The sequence below is a fragment of the Streptomyces sp. NPDC107538 genome (genome assembly GCF_055657445.1).
The window spans coordinates 538,795-560,192 of record NZ_JBVKAY010000006.1; the positions used below are offsets into that span (position 1 = coordinate 538,795).

The window sequence follows — 21,398 nt, forward strand, 5'->3', positions numbered from 1 at the left end:
GCGCGGGGCTGTATCGATATGCGGCTCCGCCGCGTGGGCGCGAGAAGCCCCACCGGACCCGCACCCGGCAACGAAACCCCACCCACCCCCACCCCGCCCGACACGGTTCCCTCGCCATGGGGTACCCGTGGTCTCATGACCCCAGACGTCGACCTCACCGTCCGCCCCCCGGGCCACCACATCCTCCGCGACCGATTCCTCGCCGCGGACAGCCGCCTCTTCAACGCGGTGGCGACCCGAGACTGGCCCGGCGCGCACCCCTTCCTCCCCAAGCTGAGCCGCGCCGCGAACCACGGCGTCCTGTGGTTCGCCACAGCCGCGGCGATCGCCGCGACCCGGAGCCCGAGGGCCCGCAGGGCGGCCGTGCGGGGCGTCGCCTCCCTCGCCCTCGCCTCGGCGACGATCAACACCCTGGGCAAGCGCTCGATCCGCCGCCCCCGCCCGATCCTGGACAACGTGCCGCTGACCCGGCAGCTGAAGCGGCAGCCGATCACCACCTCCTTCCCCTCGGGCCACTCCGCCTCGGCCGCCGCCTTCGCCGCCGGCGTCGCCCTGGAGTCACGCGGCTGGGGCGCCGCGGTCGCCCCGCTGGCCACCGCCGTCGCGCTGTCCCGCGTGTACACGGGCGTGCACTTCCCGAGCGACGTCCTGGTGGGCGCCGCCCTCGGCGTCGGCGCCGCCTACGCCGTACGGGGCATCGTGCCGACCCGGGACCAGCTCCCGCCGCCCGGCCGCCCGTACGTGGACGCGCCCGCGCTGCCGGACGGGCACGGCCTGGTGGTGGTCGCCAACCGCGGCTCGGGGACGTCGGACCGGGTGCGCGCCCTGCGCGACGTGCTGCCCGCCGCCGAGACCGTGGAGTGCGAACCGGAGGACGTGCGGGCCGAGTTGGAGAAGGCCGCCGCCCACGCCCGGGTGCTCGGCGTGTGCGGCGGCGACGGCACGGTGAACGCCGCCGCCGAGGTCGCCCTGCGCCATGGCCTCCCCCTCGCCGTCCTCCCCGGCGGCACCCTCAACCACTTCGCGTACGACCTCGGCGTGGAGGACGTACGCGACCTGGCCCGTGCCGTGCGCCAGGGCGAGGCCGTCCGGGTGGACCTGGGGCACTTCACGACCGGCGACACCGAGGGCCATTTCGTCAACACGTTCAGCCTGGGCGTCTACCCCGAGCTGGTGCGGGAGCGCGAGCGCTGGGAGCGGATGGTCGGCGGCTGGCCGGCGGGCGTGCTCGCGGCCCTGCGGGTCCTGCGCTCCGACCGGCATCCGCTGCAGGCCACCTTCGAGGGCCGGCCGCGCCCGATCTGGCTGCTCTTCGCGGGCAACGGCACGTACCACCGGCTGGGCCTCGCCCCGGTCCGGCGCTACGACCTGGCCGACGGACTGCTGGACGTCCGCGTCGTGCACGGCGGCCGCCGCCCGGCCCTGCGACTGCTGGCCGCGGCCGCCGCCGGCCCGCTGACCCGCACCCCGGCCCACGCCGCGGTCCGCGTACGACGGCTCCGAGTGGACGGGATCGCACCGGGCACCCTCCTCGCGTACGACGGTGAAGTCACCGAGGCGCAGGGCGATCTGACGCTCCGGAAGATCCCGGAGGCGCTGACGGTCTACCGGCCCGTGCCCTTCCACTGAGCCCTTCCACCGACCCCTCGCCGCACCCCATCGGCGGTCCAGTATTCAAGACGGCGGTCTCATTATTCGGCGCGGTCGCCTACGGTTCGAGTACGAACTCGCGGTCCTCGCGGTCCTCGTGGAAGGGGAACGGCCATGTCGAAGGCATCGAAGGCGCGGGAGACCGCCGTCTACACGCACGGACACCATGAGTCGGTGCTGCGCTCGCACACCTGGCGGACGGCCGCCAACTCGGCGGCCTACCTCCTCAGTTCACTGAAGCCCCACATGAAGATCCTGGACATCGGCTGCGGTCCGGGGACCATCACCGCGGACCTGGCCGCCCTGGTCCCGGACGGGCACGTCACCGGTGTCGACCACGCGCCCGGCATCCTGGACCAGGCCCGCGCCGCGGCCGCCGAACGCGGCCTGGAGAACGTGGACTTCGCCGTCGCGGACGTCCACGCGCTGGAGTACCCGGACGACACCTTCTGCGTGGTCCACGCGCACCAGGTGCTCCAGCACGTCGGCGACCCGGTGCAGGCGCTGCGCGAGATGCGCCGGGTGACGAGGCCGGGCGGGATCATCGCCGTCCGGGACTCCGACTACGCGGCGATGACCTGGTTCCCCGAGTCCGAGGGCATGGACGACTGGCTGGACCTGTACCGCCGGGTGGCCCGCGCCAACGGCGGTGAGCCCGACGCGGGGCGCCGGCTGAAGTCCTGGGCCCTGCGCGCCGGGCTCACCGACATCACGGCGACCTCCGCCACCTGGACCTACGCCACGGCCGAGGAGCGGGCCTGGTGGAGCGGGCTGTGGGCGGACCGGACGGTCGCCTCCGCGTACGCCGAACGGGCGACGGCGGGCGGTCACGCCACGGTCGAGCGGCTGCGGGCGATCGAGGCGGCCTGGCGGGAGTGGGGGCGGCGGGAGGACGGCTGGTTCGCCGTACTGCACGGCGAGATCCTCTGCCGCAAGGCGGCCTGAAAGCCCCGCCCACCCCTCCGCCCACCCCTCCACCCGTCCCCGCGTTCACTCCCGCGGCAGCAGCGGTCCGAGCGGCCCGAGGTCCAGGTTCAGGTCCTCGGGCCGCAGTCCGTAGCGCTCGCGCAGCTCGGTCATCCGGTCGTCCAGCAGCATCAGGGTGAGCCCGATGCGCTCCTCCTGGTCCTCCGAGAGCTCCCCGGTGTCGAAGCGGCGCAGCGCCTGCCGTTCCATGAGCTGACGGAGCAGCTCGACGACGGTGAGGACCAGCTTGACCAGGTCCCTCTCCACCGTGTCGGGCTCCAGTTCGACGCGGTTGCGGCCGGTCACTCGATGCCTCCCCAGGGTGACGGGACCTGTTCGTTCACGGAGCTGATCAGCGCGTTCAGGTCGATGCGGACGAGGTCGACGTCCGCGATGCGCAGCGTGAGGTCACCGGTGATGACGACCCCGCCGGCGAGCAGCCGGTCGAGCAGGTCGACGAGGGCCACCTCCCGCCGTTCGATCACGGTCACAGGCCGTCCTCCCCGGTCTCTCCGGACTCTCCGGACTCGCCGCTGAAGGAATAGGCCGCCCACGGCCCGGTGAGTTCCACCCGCAAACCCGGCTCATCGCCCTTCGTGCGGTCCACCAGTTCCACGAACTCCTCGGAATGGGCGCGCGGCACCAGATAGGCCGCGTTCAGCACATTGCGGCCGGGAACGCCGGAGAGCGCGGAGTTCTGCGGGGCGTGCAGCCGGGTGTCCTCGGCGAACGCCGTGAGGGTGTCGTGCAGCTCGCGCGCGAACCGGTCCGCGTTCTCCCACATCTCCTCGTGGGCCCGGTGGCTCCGCCGCCGCTGGCGCAGATAGTCGCGCCCGCTGGAGACCTTCGCGGGCGCCTGGGGCTGCTCCTGCTCCGCGGAGTCCGCGGGCTCGGCGTACACCTTGACGCCCCACTCCACCCGGCCCGACAGCCGCTCCAGGGTCCGCCGGAAGCCCTCCTCGCGGGCCTCCAGCATCACCCGCACACCGCTGTCGTCGCGGAAGACGGTGGCGAGCCGGAGCGGCAGGGGCGTGGTGACGACGGTGAGGGCGTCGATCACGCTCTGGTGGGCGCGGGCGGTCTCGGTCAGCCAGTCCAGGTCCTCCAGATGGGCGCGCAGCGGCTCCTCCGCGAAGTCGCGCTCCGGCACCTCGCTGACCACGGCGATCAGGTCGTGGTGGCGCAGCTGCCGGGGCGGTGCGCCCGCGACCCCGGTCAGCTGGGACTGGAGCGCCGCGTCGAAGGGGCGGCAGACGGCGTACACGTAACGCAGTCCGGTCATGAGGGCTCCTCTCTGGCGCGGCCACGCTCGATGGCCGGCTCCGGCTCGCGCCGGTACCCGCCGTCGTCCAGCTCCGCGAGCCGGGCGCGCAACTCGGCGTTCTCACGGGAGAGTTCGTCGCGGCGGGCGTGCGAGGACAGTGCCGGGTCGGTCTCCCACCAGTCGATCCCCATCTCCTTGGCCTTGTCGACGGAGGCGACGATCAGGCGCAGCTTGATGGTGAGCAGTTCGATGTCGAGCAGGTTGATGCGGATGTCGCCCGCGATCACCAGCCCCTTGTCGAGCACCCGCTCCAGAATGTCGGCCAGATTGGCACTCCCGTTCTGCCCGTACGGCTCGGGGACTCGGCTCGGGAAGGTCATCGTCGGCTCCCGCCGACGCCGGCCGCCCGTTCCTCGTCCTCATCCTCGTACGGTTCCTCGTCGATGTCCTCCCCGGCGTCGTCCTCGGCCTCGGGAACGTCGTCGTACTCGTCCTCCGGTACCTCTTCCGGGTCCTCCAGCTCGCCGTCCTCGTCCTCGTCGGCGTACTCTTCGGCCTCGTCGTCGGGCTCCGGCTCGTCCTCGTACCCGGCCTCGGCCTCCTCGGCCCCCTCGTCCTCCGGGGCCTCGTCGTCCCGCTCCTGCTGCTCTTCCTGCTCCTCTTCGGCGAGGGCGTCCTCGTGGCTGACGACGACCTCGCCGTCGCGGATCTCGCCGCGCCAGCCGTCCTCGGCCTCGCCCCTGAGGGTGATGAAGCGGACGAAGTTCTTGAGGTCGAGCCGGGCCCGGCGGCCCTGGGCGCGCCAGAGGTTGCCGGTCTTCTCGAAGAGGCCCTTCGGGTAGTACTCGATGACGAGCAGGACCCGGGTGAGGTCGTCCGCGAGGGAGTGGAAGGTGACGGCGCCCTTCGTGGTGCCCTTGGCGCCCTCGGACGTCCAGGTGATCCGCTGGTCGGGCACCTGTTCGGTGGTGTGCGCCTTCCAGCTGCGGTTGGACCAGAAGACCTTCATCTGCCAGTCCGAGTGGGTGTCGTCGGCCTGGTTGGCGCTCTTCACGCCCTTGGCGAAGGTGCTGAAGGTCTGGAACTGGGTCCACTGGTCGTACGCGGTGCGCACCGGCACGCCGACGTCGACGGACTCGATGATCACCGTGGGCTTGTTGCCCGAGCCGCCCTTGCGTTTGCCCTTGCCGCCGCCGAGGTTCTTGAGCGCGCCGAGCACGTTGTCCTTGGCCCGGCCGGCGCCCACCTCCAGCGCGGTGCGCAGCGGGCCCTTGCCCTCGGCGAGCTTGCGGCCGCCGTCGAGGGCGAGCTTGGCGAAGCCGGGGCTGTTGCCCTCGGCGATGTCGTTGAGCTTTCCGGTCGTCTCGCCGAGCTTGCGGCCGGCGCCGACCAGGAGCCGCTGGGCCTGGGCGGCCAGATACGCCTGGGCCTCCTCCTTGAGATGGTCGACGGCCTCGCTGTGGGCGAGGTCGGTGAGCGGATTGCTCTTCGTCGCATCCTTTGTCGCGTCCTTCGCCCGGTCCGTCGCTCCGGACGCTCCGCCGGTCGCGCGGCCGGCCGCCGCGCCGAGGGTCTCAGTCATCGCCGCCGCCTCCCTTCGTGGCCCGCGATCCGGTGGCCGGGCGCGCCGCCTTCTTGGCCGGTGCCCGGCCGGAGGCGGTCTTCTTGGCGGCCGGCTTCTTGGCCGCGGTCTTCTTGGCTGCCGTCTTCTTCGCGGGGGGCTTGTTCGCGGCCGTCTTCTTCGCCGGCGGCTTGTCCCGGCCGGTCCTGCGCGCGGCGGCCTTCTTCGCCGGAGGGCCTGACTCGTCAGGCTCCTCCTCGTCCCGCTCGGACTCGTCGGACAGGTCCGGCGTCACTCCGTCGAGCTGGTCGCGGACCTGGGAGGTACGGCCGTGCAGCCGGTCGGCGAGCCCTTCGATCTGCCGCTCGACCAGCGCGCCGGTGGCCGCCTTGCCGACACCGCGCAGGTCCCCGCGGAGCTGGTCCCCCAGCTCCTTGAACTGCGGGTTGTTCTGCAGCTGCTGGGAGACCAGCTCCGCGAGGGCCCGGGGGCCGAGGTGCATCCGCTTGCCGGCCACCATGGTGCCGACGGCGAACGCGAGTTTCATCTTCTTGGTACGTCCGAGGACGTATCCGGCCCCTACGGCGAGGCCCAGTCCGATTCGATTCATTGTGTCGTCCCGTTGCCGGTTCCTGTGCTCCTGCGCGCGCTGATCTCCAGCCGGTCGAGAAGCTCGTCCTCCAGGCGGTCGAACTCCTCCTCATCGATCTCGCCCGCTTCGAGCCGCTGCTCGAGGCGGGCGAGATCGGCGCGGACGGCCGCCGGGTCGTAGTACTGGCGCTCGGCCTCGGTGAGCACCTGTCTCACCGTCCAGAGGCTGCCGCGGACCGGTGCGAACGGCAGCAGCAGTACCTCTGTGATCAGTCCCATGTGCTCTCCTCCTCGGCCTCGGCGCGTCGTCAGTGGGGCGTCTCCGCGGGCTGCGCGGGCCCCGGTTCGACGAAGCTGTACGGCGGCAGCGGTCCGTTGACCCGTATCTCGATGTGCGGATGGCTCTTGCGGACCTCCTCCACGGCGTCGAGGAACACCGCGGCCGACTCCCGCTCCACGAGGAACGACAGATTGGCCAGCCAGCCGGTGGAGTCGGGGCCCGCGCTGACCGCGTCGGCGGCCGGCTCCAGGACCCGCCGCAGCTCCGTCGCGTCGTCGGCCTCACGGGCCTGCACCGCGGCGACGACCATCTCGCCGAGCCGCAGCCGGTCCTCGTAGGTGCCGCCGCCCGCCTGCCGGTTGGCCTCGGTCATGGCGCGCAGCTCGGGGTTCTCCCCCATCACGCGATGCAGCACGGCCTCTTCGTCATGGCTGGCCTTGACGTTGTACTCGACCTTGCCGTCGAGGGCGCCGAGCCGCTCCCGGTAGTGCTCCGCGCGCTCGGCGAGCACCCCGGTGACCGAGGCGTCGTCGGGGGCGACGCTGCCGAACCGCATGGGCAGCAGCGGACCGCCCGCGCCCGCCTCGCTGAGCACGTTCTGGTGGGCGAGCAGATCCTTGCGCTTCGGGCGCAGCCCCTCGGGGGCCTCACTGACGAGGGCCGCCAGCTCGCCCTCCCTGAGGATCCGCACCGGGCGCGCGGGATCGCCCACCCCGCCCATGCCCTCGGGGAGGGCGGGGTGCGAGCCGGCGGTGATGCCGTAGACGTACGTGCTCACTCCTGTTCCTCCCTCTTGCGCGAGCTCGTGCTCCTACGGGCGCGGGGCCGCGACTCGGTCTGCTCCTCGTCGCGGGCCTGCTTGAAGGCGTCGGAGATCGTCTCGGCGGCGCCGGACAGCGCCCCCTTGGACTTGCCGCGGGCGCCGGACTCGGTGATCTCACCGACGAGGTCCGGCAGGCCGGGGCTCTTGCGCGGCCCGGCCTCCAGGTCGAGGCGGTTGCACGCCTCGGCGAAGCGCAGATAGGTGTCGACACTGGCCACGACGACGCGGACGTCGATCTTCAGGATCTCGATGCCGACCAGGGAGACCCGTACGAAGGCGTCGATGACGAGCCCCCTGTCGAGAATGAGTTCCAGGACGTCGTACAGGCCGCTGCTGCCGCCTCCGCCACCGGACTGCTGTGCAGGTACTACGGTCATGCCGGCCGGTCCTCCTTGTTGTTGTCGGGTGTTGACCGGGGATGCTGGAACGGGACGGCGGTCTAACGGCGATGCGGGTCCGCCCTGCCGCGCTCGTAGCGGCGGACGCGCCGATAGCCGGTCAGCTCGCCCGCGGAGTCGAGTTCCACCCGATAGCTCGCGAGCAGGCTCATGGTGTCGGGGACCCTGGCGATCTCCAGGACCTCGACCTCCAACGTCCAGCCGCTCTCGGTCTGTTCGAACGACGACACGGACTCGGGCGCCATACCGGTCAGCTCCGCGAGCTGTCCCCGCGCATGGCGCAGCACCTCCATGGGGCTGGGCCGGTCGTCCGTGGACTCCCGGGCCTCGTCCGTTTCATCGGATTCTTGTGCTTTACGTGAATTCTGGGCTTTTGATGTGTTGGATGTGTTCGACATGGCCACCTCGAACACCGAGTGGCCCCGCGTCCGTTGGCCAAACCTTTTCGTCTCAGCCGCGCAGCGCCGCGAGCCGCCGCCGGGCCGGGCCCAGCGCCCGGCCCCTGCTCAGCGCCCCTCCCCAGGGGTCGGTACGGGCCTGTTCGACGGCGTCCGCCAGGGTCCAGCGGCGGGCGTCGACGGCCGGGTCGTCGAGCTGTTCCCAGGTCAGGGGCGTGGCGACGGGCGCGCCGGGGCGGGCGCGCACGGACCAGGGGGCTACGGCGGTCTGGGCGTAGGCGTTGCGCTGGATGTCGAGGTAGAGCCGGTCGCCCCGGTCCTTCTTGCGGGGCTCGGTGGTGAGCCGCTCGGGGCGGGCGCGGACGAGTTCCCCGGCGAGCTGCCCGGCGAAGTCGCGCACCGCGTCGAAGTCGGCGCGCCCGTCGAGCGGTACGACGACGTGGACGCCCCGGGATCCGGTGGTCATCGGGACGGACGGCAGCCGCAGCTCGTCGAGCAACTCCCGTACGTCCCGGGCCGCTTCCCGGACCCGGTCGAAGTCGTCCACCGCCGGGTCGAGGTCGATGACCAGCCGGTCGGGGCGGTCGATGCCGCCGGTCCGGGAGAGCCAGCGGTGCAGGGTGAGACAGGCCTGGTCGGCGAGGTAGACGAGGGTGGCGGTGTCGGCACAGACCGGGTGGAGGACCGTGCCGCCCTCCTTGGGCACCTCGACGCGTTCGATCCACTCCGGATAGTGCTCGGGGGTGTTCTTCTGCATGAACATGGGCCCGTCGAGCCCGTCGGGGTGCCGCTCCAGCATCAGCGGGCGCCCGCGCAGCTGGGGCAGCATGTAGGGGGCGACGGCCCGGTAGTAGGCGACGAGATCACCCTTGGTGTACTCCTTGCCGCCGCCGCTGGGGAACAGCACTTTGTCCGGGCGGTGGATCTCGATCGCGCGGCGGCCGACCCGCAGTGACCCGGTGTCGTTCCCCATGGCCGAACTCCCTTCCGTGCGCGGGCCGTTCAGGGTGTGATCGCGTGCTCCACCAGCAGCCGTCCGGCCACCGCGATCGCCTCCGCGTCGATGCCCGCCGCGCGCAGCTGCTCCTCGGGGGAGGCCGAGCCCGGCATCGTCCGGACGGCGAGGCGGACCAGGCGGGGCACCGGGCGGCCGTCGAGGAAGGCGTCGAGGACCGCGTCACCGAGTCCGCCCTCCTCGTGGTGGTCCTCGACGGTGAGGATGCAGCCGGTGCGTTCGGCGGCCTCGCGCAGGGTGCGGCGGTCGACGGGCTTGACCGAGTAGAGGTCGATCACCCGGACCTGGATGCCCTCGGCGTCCAGTGCCTCGGCGGCCTTGAGGGCCTCGTGCACGGTGACCCCGGCCGCGACGACGGTCAGCCGGTCGGTGTCGGAGGCGCGCAGCACCTTGCTGCCGCCGACCGGGAACTCCTCGGTCGGGCTGTAGAGGACGGGCGACTCGCCCCGGGACGTGCGCAGATAGCGGACGCCTTCGAGGCCGGCCATCGCGGCGACCAGCTTGGCGGTCTGGTTGGCGTCGCACGGGTACAGCACGGTCGAGTCGTGCACCGAGCGCATCATCGCCAGGTCCTCCAGCCCCATCTGCGAGGGCCCGTCCTCGCCGATGGCGCAGCCCGCGTGCGAGCCGACGAGATTGATGCCGGCCCCGCTGACCGACGCCATGCGGATGAAGTCGTGGGCGCGGGTGAGGAACGCCGCGAACGTGGAGAGGTACGGCACCCAACCGCGCGCCGCGAGGCCCACGGCGGCGGCCACCAGCTGCTGTTCGGCGATGTAGCACTCGAAGTACCGGTCGGGGTGTTCCTTGGCGAAGAACTCGGCGCGGGTGGAGTCGCCGACCTCGCCGTCCAGGGCGACCACGTCGCCGCGCGCGGTGCCGAGCGCGGCGAGGGCCTGTCCGAAGGCGTTCCGGGTGGCGACCTCGTCACCGGTCTCGTAGCGCGGCAGCTCCAGGTGCCCGGTGCGTACGGCGTGCAGCATCCGGGCGGCGGGCGGCTCGTGGACCTCGATGCGGAGGTCGCGTACGCCGCCGAGTTCCGCGATCGCCTCGTCGGCGTCCTTGAGCGGCTTGCCGTGCATCCCCTCGCGGTCCTGGACGGCCTCGACGCCCTTGCCCTTGAGGGTGCGGGCGAGGATCACGGTCGGCTGGCCCTTGGTGGACTCGGCCTCGCCGTACGCGCGGTCGACGGCGTCCACGTCATGGCCGTCGATCTCGATGGTGTGCCAGCCGAAGGCGGCGAAGCGGCGGGCGTAGGCGTCCAGGTCGTGCCCGTGCCGGGTGGGGCCGCGCTGTCCGAGCCGGTTGACGTCCACGATCGCCGTCAGATTGTCCAGATGCTCGTACGCGGCGTGTTCGGCGGCCTCCCACACCGAGCCCTCGGCGAGTTCGCTGTCGCCGCACAGCACCCACACCCGGTAGCCGGTGCGGTCCAGCCGCTTCCCGGCCAGCGCGATGCCGACGCCGACGGGCAGCCCCTGACCGAGCGAGCCGGTGGCCGTCTCCACCCACGGCAGCCTGCGGGGCGTGGGGTGCCCTTCGAGCCTGCTGCCCAGCTTCCGGAACGTCATCAGCTCGGTCTCGCTGATCGCGCCGGCCGCCTTGTACGCGGAGTACAGCAGGGGCGAGGCATGGCCCTTCGACAGGACGAAACGGTCGTTGCCGGGGTGCTGGGGGCGCTCGAAGTCGTACCGCAGATGTCCCGCGAGCAGGACCGCCATCAGCTCGGCGGCCGACATGGACGACGTCGGATGCCCCGAACCCGCGGCGTCCGACGCGCGCACACTGTCCACCCGCAACTGCTGTGCCAGCTCGGTGAGTTGACGGCTGTTCATGACTCTCCTTCCGAACCCTTGGCGGGCTTGTGGGGGTGGGCGTCCGCCGACTTCGTCCTCCCCGCCGTCTCCGGCGAGCCCGGCCGCTTGGCCAGTTCGGGGGAGGCCGTGTCCAGGGGGACGGCCCAGGAGCGGACCAGGCCCAGCTGGACGCCCTGGCGGGGCAGTACGGCGTCGAGGAGCCAGTCGGCGGCGACGCGGACGCGGTTGCCCGGCATGGCGGCCAGGTGGTAGCCGCAGGTGACCGCGCCGGCGGCGAGGCCGGACAGCGGGATGCCGAGGGGGTTGGCGGCGGCCTTGACCCCGCCGAGGTCCACGACGAAACCGAGGTCGCTGTGCCGGTAGGGCCTGGCCTCACCGCGGCCGAGGGAGGCGGCGACGTTGAGCGCGGCCACCCTGCCCTGCCGCCAGGCGTGCTGCGCGGTCATCGGGGTGTACTGGCCGGGCTTGGTCAGATCGGGTACGGCCGCCGCGTCCCCGCAGGCGAACACCTCGGGCCGCCCCGGCACCTGCAGCGTGGGCTCGACGAGCAACCGGCCGCGTTCCAGGGGCAGTCCCAGCGACTCGGCGAGCGGATCGGGCCGTACGCCCACGCACCACACCAGCGTGCGCGTGTCGACGAACTCCCCGTCGCTCAGCAGCACTCCGCCCGGGGTCGCCTCCTTCACGGAGGTCCCCATCCGTACGTCGACGCCGCGCTGCCGCAGCACCTTGTCCGCGGTCCGCGACAGTTTCTCGTCCATCTCGGGCAGCACCCGGTCCGCGATGTCGAGCAGCATCCAGCGGGGCCGTACCCCCTGCCGCAGCGGCTGCTTCCGGACCAGCGCGTCGGTGAGCATCTGGCCCTGGGCGGCGACCTCGGTGCCGGTGTACCCGGCGCCCACCACCACGAAGGTGCGGCGCGCGTCTGCGCTCTTGGGATCGTCGGCGGCGGCGGCCAGCTCCACCTGCCGCGTCACATGGTCCCTGAGGTACAGCGCCTCCGGCAGCCCCCGGAAGCCGTGGGCGTGCTCGGCGACCCCCGGGATGGGCAGCAGTTTGTTGACGCTCCCGGCGGCGAGCACCAGCCGGTCGTAGGTCAGTGTGCCGACATCGCCCTCGGGGTCGACGTAGCGCACGGTCCGCGCGTCCAGGTCGATGTCGTCGGCCTCGCCGAGCACCAGCCGTACATGGCGCAGGGTGCCGGTGAGGGAGACGGTGACCCGGCGTGGCTCCAGGATGCCGGCGGCGACCTGGGGCAGCAGGGGCAGATACAGAAAGTAGTCGGTCGGGTTGAGCAGGGTGATGTCGGCCTTGTTCCGGGTCAGCCGCGCGAGGATGCGGGCCGTCCGGTAGCCGGCGAAGCCGGCACCGACGATCACGATGCGGGGTCGACTCACGGTTCGCCTCCGGCGGGGTCACGCATGGGGTACCTCAGCGTCCTCGGGTGCGAGGTCCTGAGCGTCCTCAGGCATAGGAGTCCTGTGACGTACGGGCCTTCCGCGTCCCCCTGGTCGGGGCGCCCAAACCGGCCGCCCGCCGCTCACCGGGCCGGGGGCGGCTGGTGGGGGTCGACGCCGGCCGGCGGGGGCGCGCCGGCCGCGCCGCCGGGGGCCACGGGCGGCACCGGCGGATAGCCGGCCGGTCCCGTCCCGCCCGGGGGCGTTCCCGGTGCCGTGCCGCCGGGGGCCCGGTGACCGGCCGCCGCGTGATCTCCCGCGCGCTCGGCCGTGGGCCGGGACGCCGAGGGCCGCGCCGCGCCCCTCAGCAGGTACGCCGCCGCGCCGAGCACGACGGCCGTGATCAGCGCTGCGGCCCAGTCGGGCAGACCCAACGCGAGCGCCAGACCGAGGGCGAGCGCCAGCGCGGCGCCCGCGTACAGGGCGAGCGCCCCGGACGCGGCGTACAGCGCGGCCTTGCGGCGCTGCTTACGGGTCTGCTGCCGCAGTTCGTCGCGGATGGTCTCGCGCGCCACCTGCGCCAGTTCGTCGGCCAGGTGCTTGTCCAGATGTTCCAGATGATCCAAGCGGTCCATGGCGGCCGAGTACCCGTGCCGGTTTCCGCGTAACGCGGCGTGACGCGGCGCCCGCCTGCCCTCTCGCTCGCCCGTCCGCTCGCTCGCCGCGAGAGGTGCGGGAAACCGCCGCGGAACGATCTCCCTGACCGGCCGGTCCCAACTAGGCTTTCCCCCATGGAGATTCTCGGTACCACGCTCCGCATCTGCGTCGACGACCTGGAAGCCGCGGTCCCGTTCTACGAGAGACTCTCGGGCGGACCGGCGATGCGTTTCGAACGCGGTGGCGTCCAGGTCGCCGCCGTCGGCTGTTTCCTGCTGATGAGCGGCCCGGAGTCGGAGCTGGAGGTCCTGCGGAAGGTCGCCGCCACCCTCGCGGTCGAGGACGTCGACGAGGCGGGCCAGGTCCTCACCGCCTCCGGCGCCCGGGTCCTGGCCGGTCCGATCCCCACCCCCGTGGGCCGCAATCTCATCGCGGTGCACCCCGACGGCTCGGTCTACGAGTACGCGGACCGCCGGTCGGCGGGGTGAGCGTCACCGGCCGAAGGCCGCCACGACGAGGTCCGTGAGCAGCGCGCCCGCCGTGCCGTCCGGGTCCAGATCGGGGTCGTAGATCGTGATGTTGAGTCCGACGCAGTGCGGTGAGCGGACCAACGGGCCGAGCAGCGCGGCCAGTTCGTCGGGCAGGAGCCCGTCCGGGTCGGGGCTGTCGACGGCGGGCATGACGGACGGATCGAGGACGTCGGCGTCCAGGTGCACCCAGAAACCGCCGAGTTCGGGCGTCTCGAAGCTCTGCGCGGTGACCCGGGCGAGATCGTCCGCGCCCCAGGTGCGCAGGTCGCCGACCGTCACGACCGGGATCTTCAGCGCGGCCAGCTCACCGCGGTCCTCCTCGAACGCGTCCCGGATGCCGAAGAGCCGTACGTCCTCGTCGCGCAGGTAGGGGCGCAGGCCCTCCAGATCGGTGAGGTCCGGCTGTCCGCGTCCGGTGGCGAGCGCCAGTTCCTCGCCGCCGGCCGCGCCGACCGCGTCGGAGTTCCCCGGGTGCCGGAAGTCGGCCGAGGCGTCGATCGCGACCAGCCCGTAGCGCCCGGTCCGCCGCAGCGCGAGCGACGCGCCGAGCTGGATCGAGCAGTCCCCGCCGAGGACGACGGGCAGCTCACCGGCCCGGACATGCCGCTCGATCCGGTCGGCGAGCCGGCGCGTGTACGAGGCGATCGCGGCGGCGTTGAAGACGCCGTCGCCCTCCTGCCAGTCCCCTCGGTCGTAGCGCGGCGGCACCACCACCCCGCCCTCCAGCGCGCGAAGCCGCCGCACGATGCCCTGTTCCCGCAGGGCACCGGCGAGCTTGTGGCAGCCGGGCACGGTACCGGGGGCGGGCGGCCGGAGGCCGAGGTTGGAGGGGGCGTCCACGACGACGATGCTGCGCATGGCCCCATCCTGCGGGACCCCGCCCGCCACCGGGACGGGAACGGATCATTCCGGCCGTGCGGCCGGCCCCGGGGCACGGCCCGCGCCCGGGTCGCGGCCCGTGCCCGGGTCGGGGCGTTCCATCTCCGTGGTGATCGCCCACCGCTGGTGGTCCCGCCACGCCCCGTCGATGAACAGGAAGTCCGGCGAGAACCCCTCCAGCCGGAACCCGCAGCGCTGGGCGAGGGCGATGGACGCGGCGTTCCCGGGCTGCACGTTGATCTCCAGCCGGTGCAGTCCCATGAAGGTGAACGCGTACTCGACGACCAGCCCGAGCCCCTCCGCCATCAGCCCGCGCCCGGCGGCGTGCGCGAAGGCCCCGTAGCCGAGGGCCGCGCTCTGGAAGCCGCCCTCCACGATGTTGTTGATGTTGATGAACCCGGCGATCCCTCCGCCGTCCCTCTCGCACACCAGGAACCCGGCCTTCGTCGGATCCTCGATCAGCCGCCCCGCGTAGGCGCTGTACGCGGTGGCGGTGGTCGGCGGAAACAGCCACGGCTGGTGCAGGGCCTTGCTCTCCCGCGCCCGCGCGGTGAACTCGGCCGCGTCGGCGGCGGTGAAGTGCCGGATACCGACGCGGGGGCCTTCGACGAGATGACGCACGTTCTCGGACACCCCGCCACGGTACGTCGCCGACCCGGGTCGGCGCGGACGTTCACCTCGCGGCAGGCGTCACCTGCGGCGCGGACCTCACATCGGCGCGGACGTCACCTGCGGCGTCTCATCACGTACGCCCCGCACACCGCTCCGACCAGGCCCGTCCCCAGCAGGGCCAGCCACAGGGGCATGGTGACCTCGGAGACCAGCAGCTGGATATCGGTGCTCTGGGTGTTCTGGAAGACGAAGACGAGCGCGAGGATCGCGAGCAGCCCCACGACGACCCTGCCGGGGGTCAGCAGGTCGCCCCATCGCTTCCGTCCGTGCGTCCCCACCCGTTCCTGTGTCTTCGGGCTCATACCTCCAGGATGACGCGAGCCACCCGGACCCGCCCGGCGGAGCCGTCAGACCAGGGCCGGTTCGTCCAGCGTCAGCGTGCCCGCGTCGGTGTCCAGCTCCGCCGTCACCCCGAACGGGATCGTCAGCGCCCCCTCCCCGTGCCCGAACCCGAACTCCTCCACCACCGGCACCCCGGCCCCGCCGATCCGGTCCACCAGCAGCGCCCGCACCTTCTCGTACGGGTCGCACTCCGCCCAGGAGCCGAGGACGACACCGGCGACGCCGTCGAACCAGCCCGCGCGCAGCAACTGGGTCAGATAGCGGTCGAGGCGGTACGTCTCCTCGCCCACGTCCTCCAGGCACAGCAGGGCGCCCCGGGCGGAAGGCCGGGCATGGGGGTTGCCCAGCTCGGCGGCGAGCAGACAGAGACAGCCGCCGAGGAGGACTCCCCGGGCGCGGCCGGGTATCAGGGTCCTGCTTCCCTCCACGGCCCGGATCGTACGGACCGTCTCGGGCGCGAACAGGGTGGCCCGCAGCTGGTCCTGGGCCCTGGCGTTCTTGATGAAGTCGAGGCCCGCGGCCATGGGGCCGTGCAGCGTGACCAGTCCGGCCCGGGTGGCGAACGCCTCGTGCAGCGCCGTGATGTCGCTGAACCCGACGAGCGCCTTGGGGCCCGCCGCCCGGATGGCGTCCCAGTCGAGCAGGTCGACCATGCGCTGGACGCCGTACCCGCCGCGGGCGCACAGCACGGCGGACACGGCCGGGTCGCACCAGGCGGCCTGGAAGTCGGCGGCCCGGTCGGCGTCCGTCCCCGCGAGGTAGGGGAACTCCGGGTGCCGGTCCAGTGTGTGCGGTGCGACGACGGGGTCCAGGTCCCAGCCGCGCAGGATGTCCAGCCCGGCGCTGAGCCGCTCCTCGACCACGGGCCCGCTGGGCGCGACGACGGCCACCCGGTCACCGGGAGCGAGCCGGGACGGTCTGGTCAACGGCGTCACCGACGCCACTGGCGGCGTTGGCGGCACATGCGGCACTGATGGCACGGGTGTCACGGGTGTCACTTGGCGAGCTCCAATGTCGGGGTTCCCGGAGGATTCAACCCGAAGACCTGCGCGTACAGCGACAGCTCCGCCTCCAGGACCCGCACCATCGTCTCCGCCCGCCGGAAGCCGTGCCCCTCCCCCTCGAAGGCGATGTACGCGTGCGGCACCCGCCGCTCCTCCAGCCGGGCCAGGAACCGCTCGCACTGCGCGGGCGGGCAGATCACGTCGTCGAGGCCCTGGAGCAGCAGGAACGGCGCGGTGATCCGGTCGGCGTGCTCGGTGGGCGACCGCTCCACGTACCGCATCGGTTCCTCGGCCAGAGGCCCGACCAGGCTCTCCAGGTACTGGGACTCGAAGTCGTGGGTGTCCCCCGACCCCCAGTTCGTGAGGTCGAGGATGGGGTACAGGATCGTTCCGCAGGCGTAGACGTCGGTCGTCGTGAGGGACACGGCGGCGGTCCAGCCGCCCGCGCTGCCGCCCCTGATGGCGAGCCTGGTCCGGTCGGCGGTGCCCTCGTCGGCGAGGGCGTGCGCGACCGCCGCGCAGTCCTCGACGTCGACCACGCCCCACTGCTCGCGCAGCCGGTTGCGGTACTCCCGCCCGTATCCGGTGGACCCCCCGTAGTTGACCTCGGCGACCCCGATGCCGCGGGAGGTGAAGTAGGCGATCGCCAGGTCGAGGACGAGGGGCGCGCGGCCGGTGGGTCCGCCGTGCGCCCAGACGACGTACGGCGGCAGCTCGGTGCTGAAGGCGACGCAGCCGGGGTGGTGCGGCGGGTAGACGTGGGCGTGGATCTCGCGTCCGGCGGGGCCGAGGAAGCTGCGGATCTGGGGTTCGGGGTAGTAGGAGGGGTCCACCGGGTCGTCGTGCGCGGCGCCGATCACCCGGGCCTCGCCGGTGGCGGCGTCCAGCTCGACCACCTCGTACGCGCTGCGGGGGCTGGCCCCGATACCGATGACCCGGCTGCCCCGCGCGGCGAGCGTGGGGGCGAACTCGGTCCAGGGTCCGGCCGCGTCGACGACCTGGCCGGTGTCCAGGTCGAGGATGCCGAGCGCGGTGGCGCCTCGCCCGTGCACCACGGCGGCGAGCCCGTCGTCGAGCAGCGCGAACCAGCGGGAGCCGACCTTCCACAGCGGCCCGCCGAACTCCTCCTCCCGGGCGCACAGCGCCGTGCGCTCGCCGCTGTCGGGATCGAGGCGGTAGAGGTTCCAGTAGCCGGTGGTGTCGCTGGAGTGGACGAGGGTGCCGTCGGCGGCCCACTCGACCTGGGCGACGGACTCCTCCGGGCCGCCCGCGACGGTCCGGGGCTCGCCCAGCAGACCGTCCCCGGTCACCTCGGCGACCAGCAGCTCCGTGCCGTCCCAGGGCATCCGCGGATGGTCCCAGGCCAGCCAGGCGGCGCGGCGGCCGTCCGGTGAGAGCCGGGGGCCGGTGACGAAGCGCCGGCCGTCGTCGGTGAGTTCCCGGACGGCGCCCCGGTCCTCGGCTGCCGAGCCGTCCAGCGGCACGGCGGCGACGACCCGGCGGACGTCGGTGGGTCCCTCCCCGGTGAACTCCTCCAGGACGCACCACACCTCGTCCCGCTCCGGGTGCGGCCTCGGGTCCACCCAGCGCAGTCCGCCGCCCACCGGTGACACGGGGGTGAGCGGGCGGGGCTCGCCGCCGGGTTCGTACCGGTAGAGGCGCTGGTCGGCGAAGTTCACGAAGACGACGAGGGGGCCGGTGTCCCGCATGAGGCCGGCCCAGGCCTGGCCGCCGTACTCCATGACCCGGCTGCGCACGTTCCACGGGGCCGGCAGGACCGACTCCTCCGTGCCGTCGGCCGTGCGCCGCACCAGGGTGCGCCGGCCGCCCTCGGTGGGCCGTGGTTCGGTCCACCACGCCTCCTCGCCGACGAAGCCGACGGACTCGGGATGCCCGTCGTGCGCGGCGGCGAGCGCCGCGTCGATCGGCGAGGGCCACGAACCGTACGCCAGGGTCTGCACCTTGTCCCCCATTTTCCTTGGTCCCCCGTGTGGTCCCCCGTATGCGGTCACTCAGGCCGTCCGCAGGAAGCGGTCGAGGACGTGGACGCCGAAGTGGAGCGCCTCCACGGGGACGCGTTCGTCGACCCCGTGGAACATCGCCGCGTAGTCGAAGCCCTCGGGGAGCCTCAGCGGCGAGAAGCCGTAGCCGGTGATGCCGAGCCGCGAGAACTGCTTGGCGTCCGTGCCGCCCGGCATGCAGTACGGCACCACATGGCCCTCGGGCGCGAACTCCTCGACGGCGGCCCGCATCCGCGCGTAGGTCACCGAGTCCACGGGGGCCTGGAGGGCCACCTCCCGGTGCTCGAACTCCCAGTCCACATCGGGTCCGGTGAGCAGGTCGAGGGTCTCCCGGAACTCGTCCTCGCCGCCGGGCAGATACCGGCCGTCCACGCGGGCGACGGCCTCCCCAGGGATGACATTGATCTTGTAACCGGCGTCCAGCATGGTCGGGTTGGCGCTGTTGCGCACGGTCGCCTCGACCAGGGCGGCGGCCGGGCCGAGTTTGTCGAGCAGCCGGTCGACGCCGTCGGGGCGGTCGAGATCGGCCTCGACGCCGTACAGCGCGGCGAGTTCGGTCAGGGCCGCGCGGACGGTCGGGGTGAGCCGCAGCGGCCACTCGTGCGCGCCGATCCGGGCGATCGCCCCGGCCAGCCGGGTCACCGCGTTGGCCCGGTTGACCTTGGAGCCGTGGCCGGCCCGGCCGCGTGCGGTGAGCTTCAGCCAGCCGGTGCCGCGCTCCCCCGCCGCGATCGGGTAGATCTGCCGTCCGGAGCCGTCGTGGAAGGTGAACGCCCCCGACTCGCTGATCCCCTCGGTACAGCCCTCGAAGAGCCCGGCGTGCCGGTCGGCGAGGAACCCGGAGCCGTCCTCGGCGCTCGCCTCCTCGTCGGCGGTGAACGCGATCACGAGGTCCCGGCGGGGGCGTACACCGGTGCGCGCCCACTGCCGTACGACGGCCAGGATCATCGCGTCCATGTTCTTCATGTCGACCGCGCCCCGGCCCCAGACCACACCGTCGCGGATCTCCCCGGAGAACGGGTGCACGGTCCAGTCGGCCGCCTGGGCGGGCACGACGTCCAGATGACCGTGGACGAGCAGCGCGTCCGCGGACGGGTCGGTGCCCTCGATCCGCGCGACCACGTTCGTCCGGCCCTCGACGCGCTCCAGCAGGGTGGGCTCGATGCCGGCCTCGGCCAGCAGCGCGGCGGCGTACTCGGCGGCGGGCCGCTCCCGGCAGTCCCCGCCGCCGCGGTTGGTGGTGTCGATACGGATGAGGTCGGAGGTGAACCGGACGACCTCGTCCAGCGCCCGCTGGTCCACGGGTGCCGCCTCCCCGGCCGGCTGCTCAGCCATATGTCTCCTCCACCGCGGCCGAGACGATCGTGGTGACCGCCTTGAAGGTGCGGATTCCCTCGTACATGGTCGGGCTGGTGTACGCCACTTTGCGTTCACCGGTACGGATCACGCCCGGGACGACGGTCGCGGCCATCGCCAGGTGTTCGGCGTCGAACTCCAGCGCCACGGTGAACGGACCGCCCCTGACCGGCTGACGGCGGACGGCGAGCGAGGCGGCCTCCTTCGCCGCCGCGCGGATGTCGGCGGCCGTTCTCGCCGGGGTGCGGCACACCGCCGCGTACCGCGAGACATGGTCCTTGACCGCCACTTTGAGCGCCTCGGGCGCATACCCGAGGGCGTCCTCGCACGCCACGTCGTCACCGGTCACCAGCACCACCGGTACCCCGTACTCGGCCACCACATGCGAGTTGAGCAGTCCCTCGCTGGCCCGCTCGTCGTTCACCCACACCCCGGTGATCGAGTTCGCCAGGTAGGTGTGGGCGAGGACGCCCTCCATGCCGGCGCCCGCGTGGTAGCCGACGAACGCGATGCCGTCCACGTCGCCGTGCTGCACGCCCTCCACCATGGAGAGCGCCTTGTGCCGTCCGGTGAGCATCTGGGCGCGCTCGTCCAGCTCCTCCAGCAGCAGATTGCGCATCGTCCAGTGCGCCTCGTTGATCAGCACCTCGTCGGCGCCACCGTCGAGGAAGCCGAGCACGGCGGCGTTCACGTCCGAGGTGAACATCGAGCGGCACCGCTCCCACTGCGGTGTCCCCGGCAGCACGTCGGCCGGCCAGGTGACACCGGTGGCGCCCTCCATGTCGGCGCTGATGAGGATCTTCATGGCTCGAACCGTACGCGTTTCCGCCCGATCCGTGGCAGGCCTGTGGATAACTCTCACCACCGCGGCCCACCGACGCGGCCCCCTACGCCGTACGCCCCACCACGTACCACCGCGACGGCAGTTCGATGCGGGTGCCGTCGGTCGTGTGTTCGGTGGTGATCAGGGGGAGTTCGCCGTCGGCTACGAGGGTGAGGCCGGAGGCGCTCAGGTAGCGGGGGATCGCGGCGTCGGAGACCTCGCCGGGGGCGATGCCGTGGCGGAAGATCGGGGCGAGCTTCGCGGGAGGCCCGCCCGGACCGGCCGCGAGGCCCATGAGGACGGGTTTGGCGGCCTCGGAGAGTTCGACGAGACAGGCCCGGCCGCGCTCGCCCACCAGCGTGGCGACGGTGTCGATCAGTCGCTGCCGGTCGTCGGGCTCGCACTGGTGGAGGACGCCGCGCACATAGACGTTGGCGTCGCCGAGGTCGGCGTGGAGGGTCTCGGCGTCGGCCTTGTCGGCCGCGTCGAGCGGGCGGTACTCGGCCCGGCCGCCGGGGTCGGCGCGGCGGGCCAGGTCGAGGGCGGCGGCGGAGAGGTCGGCGCCGATCACCCGGCGGAAGCGGTCGGCCAGGAAACGGGTCTGGGTGCCGTTGCCGCAGCCGAGGTCGACGAGGGGCAGGTCGGAGGCGGTCAGATACGGCTCGAACAGGGCGAGGTGGACGGCTGCGGTCCGTTCGGGTCCGGCGTCCCAGAAGACCGCGCCCGGTTCGTCGGGGGCCTCCCGCCAGAACGCCTCCCAGGCCTCCCGGTACCGACTCGTCACGCTCATGCCCAACCCCCCGGAATCGCGATGCCGGCCCGCCGCGCCGGCGGCCCAGATCGGTGTACCGCGCCGGGAAAGCGCAGACAAGCACCGTGCGCGTACCTTCACCTCTCGTCCAGAACCCGTGCGCCCCCGCACGCCCCGCACGCCCCCTGGTCCCACCGTGCACG

General features: G+C 72.8%; 25 protein-coding genes. 3 read left to right on the top strand and 22 right to left on the bottom strand.

From position 1 onward, the window contains the following. The first annotated feature begins 135 nt into the window (after window positions 1-135). Together ACZ7MG_RS23975 and ACZ7MG_RS23980 are read left to right on the top strand one after the other, a co-directional pair. On the top strand, window positions 136-1,629 hold the full coding sequence (locus ACZ7MG_RS23975; protein WP_471383262.1) for a phosphatase PAP2 family protein: 1,494 nt from the start codon (window positions 136-138) through the stop codon (window positions 1,627-1,629). Between the two features lie 135 nt (window positions 1,630-1,764). Then, window positions 1,765-2,595, top strand: a complete 831-nt coding sequence (locus ACZ7MG_RS23980; protein ID WP_471383263.1) for a class I SAM-dependent methyltransferase — start codon at window positions 1,765-1,767, stop codon at window positions 2,593-2,595. 45 nt (window positions 2,596-2,640) lie between these two features. Here the strand turns inward: ACZ7MG_RS23980 and ACZ7MG_RS23985 are convergent, their stop codons facing one another. The 14 genes from ACZ7MG_RS23985 to ACZ7MG_RS24050 all read right to left on the bottom strand — a co-directional run bounded on the left by ACZ7MG_RS23985 (window position 2,641) and on the right by ACZ7MG_RS24050 (window position 12,795). Further along, entirely contained in the window at window positions 2,641-2,922 is a 282-nt protein-coding gene (locus ACZ7MG_RS23985; protein WP_005482371.1) for a gas vesicle protein K, read from the bottom strand. After that, a complete protein-coding gene (locus ACZ7MG_RS23990) occupies window positions 2,919-3,107 on the bottom strand; it encodes a gas vesicle protein (protein WP_005482370.1) in 189 nt (62 codons plus the stop codon). Before ACZ7MG_RS23990 ends, ACZ7MG_RS23985 begins: the two co-directional genes overlap by 4 nt. Beyond that, entirely contained in the window at window positions 3,104-3,898 is a 795-nt protein-coding gene (locus ACZ7MG_RS23995; protein ID WP_471383265.1) for a GvpL/GvpF family gas vesicle protein, read from the bottom strand. Before ACZ7MG_RS23995 ends, ACZ7MG_RS23990 begins: the two co-directional genes overlap by 4 nt. Beyond that, entirely contained in the window at window positions 3,895-4,260 is a 366-nt protein-coding gene (locus tag ACZ7MG_RS24000) for a gas vesicle protein (RefSeq protein ID WP_326574836.1), read from the bottom strand. Before ACZ7MG_RS24000 ends, ACZ7MG_RS23995 begins: the two co-directional genes overlap by 4 nt. After that, entirely contained in the window at window positions 4,257-5,462 is a 1,206-nt protein-coding gene (locus ACZ7MG_RS24005) for an SRPBCC family protein (RefSeq protein ID WP_471383268.1), read from the bottom strand. The genes ACZ7MG_RS24000 and ACZ7MG_RS24005 overlap by 4 nt, the downstream gene beginning before the upstream one ends. Further along, window positions 5,455-6,051, bottom strand: a complete 597-nt coding sequence (locus ACZ7MG_RS24010) for a DNA primase (RefSeq protein WP_471383269.1) — start codon at window positions 6,049-6,051, stop codon at window positions 5,455-5,457. The genes ACZ7MG_RS24005 and ACZ7MG_RS24010 overlap by 8 nt, the downstream gene beginning before the upstream one ends. Further along, window positions 6,048-6,311, bottom strand: a complete 264-nt coding sequence (locus tag ACZ7MG_RS24015; RefSeq protein ID WP_471383270.1) for a gas vesicle protein GvpG — start codon at window positions 6,309-6,311, stop codon at window positions 6,048-6,050. The genes ACZ7MG_RS24010 and ACZ7MG_RS24015 overlap by 4 nt, the downstream gene beginning before the upstream one ends. Window positions 6,312-6,340: 29 nt before the next feature. Next, complete coding sequence (locus tag ACZ7MG_RS24020) at window positions 6,341-7,090, bottom strand: GvpL/GvpF family gas vesicle protein (RefSeq protein ID WP_471383272.1); 750 nt, start codon at window positions 7,088-7,090, stop codon at window positions 6,341-6,343. Continuing rightward, window positions 7,087-7,512, bottom strand: coding sequence for a gas vesicle structural protein GvpA (locus ACZ7MG_RS24025; RefSeq protein WP_471383273.1), 426 nt, complete (start codon window positions 7,510-7,512; stop codon window positions 7,087-7,089). Before ACZ7MG_RS24025 ends, ACZ7MG_RS24020 begins: the two co-directional genes overlap by 4 nt. Before the next feature lie 62 nt (window positions 7,513-7,574). Then, complete coding sequence (locus ACZ7MG_RS24030) at window positions 7,575-7,931, bottom strand: gas vesicle protein GvpO (RefSeq protein WP_471383274.1); 357 nt, start codon at window positions 7,929-7,931, stop codon at window positions 7,575-7,577. Between the two features lie 52 nt (window positions 7,932-7,983). Continuing rightward, a complete protein-coding gene (gene ligD / locus ACZ7MG_RS24035; protein ID WP_471383275.1) occupies window positions 7,984-8,904 on the bottom strand; it encodes a non-homologous end-joining DNA ligase in 921 nt (306 codons plus the stop codon). A 29-nt stretch (window positions 8,905-8,933) separates the two neighbouring features. Continuing rightward, window positions 8,934-10,781 carry a transketolase gene (locus ACZ7MG_RS24040; protein WP_471383276.1) on the bottom strand — a complete coding sequence of 616 codons (1,848 nt, stop codon included), beginning with the start codon at window positions 10,779-10,781 and terminating at the stop codon, window positions 8,934-8,936. Next, window positions 10,778-12,160 (bottom strand): NAD(P)/FAD-dependent oxidoreductase, encoded by a 1,383-nt coding sequence (locus tag ACZ7MG_RS24045; RefSeq protein WP_471383277.1) that lies wholly within the window; start codon window positions 12,158-12,160, stop codon window positions 10,778-10,780. The genes ACZ7MG_RS24040 and ACZ7MG_RS24045 overlap by 4 nt, the downstream gene beginning before the upstream one ends. Window positions 12,161-12,303: 143 nt before the next feature. Beyond that, complete coding sequence (locus ACZ7MG_RS24050) at window positions 12,304-12,795, bottom strand: phage holin family protein (RefSeq protein ID WP_471383278.1); 492 nt, start codon at window positions 12,793-12,795, stop codon at window positions 12,304-12,306. Between the two features lie 156 nt (window positions 12,796-12,951). Between ACZ7MG_RS24050 and ACZ7MG_RS24055 the strand changes: the two genes are divergently transcribed. Next, window positions 12,952-13,305 carry a VOC family protein gene (locus ACZ7MG_RS24055; protein ID WP_471383279.1) on the top strand — a complete coding sequence of 118 codons (354 nt, stop codon included), beginning with the start codon at window positions 12,952-12,954 and terminating at the stop codon, window positions 13,303-13,305. Window positions 13,306-13,308: 3 nt separating this feature from the next. Here ACZ7MG_RS24055 and ACZ7MG_RS24060 read toward each other — a convergent pair whose 3' ends face one another. From ACZ7MG_RS24060 to ACZ7MG_RS24095, 8 genes are all read right to left on the bottom strand, one after another. Further along, complete coding sequence (locus ACZ7MG_RS24060) at window positions 13,309-14,205, bottom strand: arginase family protein (protein WP_471383281.1); 897 nt, start codon at window positions 14,203-14,205, stop codon at window positions 13,309-13,311. A gap of 45 nt (window positions 14,206-14,250) precedes the next feature. Further along, a complete protein-coding gene (locus ACZ7MG_RS24065) occupies window positions 14,251-14,859 on the bottom strand; it encodes a GNAT family N-acetyltransferase (RefSeq protein ID WP_471383282.1) in 609 nt (202 codons plus the stop codon). Window positions 14,860-14,951: 92 nt separating this feature from the next. Then, complete coding sequence (locus ACZ7MG_RS24070; protein ID WP_086757744.1) at window positions 14,952-15,200, bottom strand: lipopolysaccharide assembly protein LapA domain-containing protein; 249 nt, start codon at window positions 15,198-15,200, stop codon at window positions 14,952-14,954. Between the two features lie 45 nt (window positions 15,201-15,245). Further along, on the bottom strand, window positions 15,246-16,175 hold the full coding sequence (locus ACZ7MG_RS24075) for a S66 peptidase family protein (protein ID WP_471383283.1): 930 nt from the start codon (window positions 16,173-16,175) through the stop codon (window positions 15,246-15,248). 59 nt (window positions 16,176-16,234) lie between these two features. Further along, on the bottom strand, window positions 16,235-18,217 hold the full coding sequence (locus ACZ7MG_RS24080; protein ID WP_471383284.1) for a dipeptidyl-peptidase 5: 1,983 nt from the start codon (window positions 18,215-18,217) through the stop codon (window positions 16,235-16,237). A gap of 39 nt (window positions 18,218-18,256) precedes the next feature. Next, a complete protein-coding gene (locus ACZ7MG_RS24085) occupies window positions 18,257-19,600 on the bottom strand; it encodes a M20/M25/M40 family metallo-hydrolase (protein WP_471383286.1) in 1,344 nt (447 codons plus the stop codon). Next, on the bottom strand, window positions 19,593-20,426 hold the full coding sequence (locus ACZ7MG_RS24090) for a M55 family metallopeptidase (protein WP_471383287.1): 834 nt from the start codon (window positions 20,424-20,426) through the stop codon (window positions 19,593-19,595). The genes ACZ7MG_RS24085 and ACZ7MG_RS24090 overlap by 8 nt, the downstream gene beginning before the upstream one ends. An 82-nt stretch (window positions 20,427-20,508) precedes the next feature. Continuing rightward, entirely contained in the window at window positions 20,509-21,234 is a 726-nt protein-coding gene (locus ACZ7MG_RS24095) for a class I SAM-dependent methyltransferase (RefSeq protein WP_471383288.1), read from the bottom strand. Between the last annotated feature and the right edge of the window lie 164 nt (window positions 21,235-21,398).

What these genes read in the sequence shown, in the direction of transcription:
- ACZ7MG_RS24040 (WP_471383276.1), bottom strand. Translation starts at nt 10,781, where the DNA reads ATGAACAGCCGTCAACTCACCGAGCTGGCACAGCAGTTGCGGGTGGAC.
- ACZ7MG_RS24025 (WP_471383273.1), bottom strand. Translation starts at nt 7,512, where the DNA reads ATGACCGTAGTACCTGCACAGCAGTCCGGTGGCGGAGGCGGCAGCAGC.
- ACZ7MG_RS23995 (WP_471383265.1), bottom strand. Translation starts at nt 3,898, where the DNA reads ATGACCGGACTGCGTTACGTGTACGCCGTCTGCCGCCCCTTCGACGCG.
- ACZ7MG_RS24095 (WP_471383288.1), bottom strand. Translation starts at nt 21,234, where the DNA reads ATGAGCGTGACGAGTCGGTACCGGGAGGCCTGGGAGGCGTTCTGGCGG.
- ACZ7MG_RS24055 (WP_471383279.1), top strand. Translation starts at nt 12,952, where the DNA reads ATGGAGATTCTCGGTACCACGCTCCGCATCTGCGTCGACGACCTGGAA.
- ACZ7MG_RS23980 (WP_471383263.1), top strand. Translation starts at nt 1,765, where the DNA reads ATGTCGAAGGCATCGAAGGCGCGGGAGACCGCCGTCTACACGCACGGA.
- ACZ7MG_RS24000 (WP_326574836.1), bottom strand. Translation starts at nt 4,260, where the DNA reads ATGACCTTCCCGAGCCGAGTCCCCGAGCCGTACGGGCAGAACGGGAGT.
- ACZ7MG_RS24030 (WP_471383274.1), bottom strand. Translation starts at nt 7,931, where the DNA reads ATGTCGAACACATCCAACACATCAAAAGCCCAGAATTCACGTAAAGCA.
- ACZ7MG_RS24090 (WP_471383287.1), bottom strand. Translation starts at nt 20,426, where the DNA reads ATGAAGATCCTCATCAGCGCCGACATGGAGGGCGCCACCGGTGTCACC.
- ACZ7MG_RS24080 (WP_471383284.1), bottom strand. Translation starts at nt 18,217, where the DNA reads ATGGGGGACAAGGTGCAGACCCTGGCGTACGGTTCGTGGCCCTCGCCG.
- ACZ7MG_RS24060 (WP_471383281.1), bottom strand. Translation starts at nt 14,205, where the DNA reads ATGCGCAGCATCGTCGTCGTGGACGCCCCCTCCAACCTCGGCCTCCGG.
- ACZ7MG_RS23975 (WP_471383262.1), top strand. Translation starts at nt 136, where the DNA reads ATGACCCCAGACGTCGACCTCACCGTCCGCCCCCCGGGCCACCACATC.
- ACZ7MG_RS24015 (WP_471383270.1), bottom strand. Translation starts at nt 6,311, where the DNA reads ATGGGACTGATCACAGAGGTACTGCTGCTGCCGTTCGCACCGGTCCGC.
- ACZ7MG_RS24005 (WP_471383268.1), bottom strand. Translation starts at nt 5,462, where the DNA reads ATGACTGAGACCCTCGGCGCGGCGGCCGGCCGCGCGACCGGCGGAGCG.
- ACZ7MG_RS24050 (WP_471383278.1), bottom strand. Translation starts at nt 12,795, where the DNA reads ATGGACCGCTTGGATCATCTGGAACATCTGGACAAGCACCTGGCCGAC.
- ACZ7MG_RS24070 (WP_086757744.1), bottom strand. Translation starts at nt 15,200, where the DNA reads ATGAGCCCGAAGACACAGGAACGGGTGGGGACGCACGGACGGAAGCGA.
- ACZ7MG_RS24085 (WP_471383286.1), bottom strand. Translation starts at nt 19,600, where the DNA reads ATGGCTGAGCAGCCGGCCGGGGAGGCGGCACCCGTGGACCAGCGGGCG.
- ligD (WP_471383275.1), bottom strand. Translation starts at nt 8,904, where the DNA reads ATGGGGAACGACACCGGGTCACTGCGGGTCGGCCGCCGCGCGATCGAG.
- ACZ7MG_RS24010 (WP_471383269.1), bottom strand. Translation starts at nt 6,051, where the DNA reads ATGAATCGAATCGGACTGGGCCTCGCCGTAGGGGCCGGATACGTCCTC.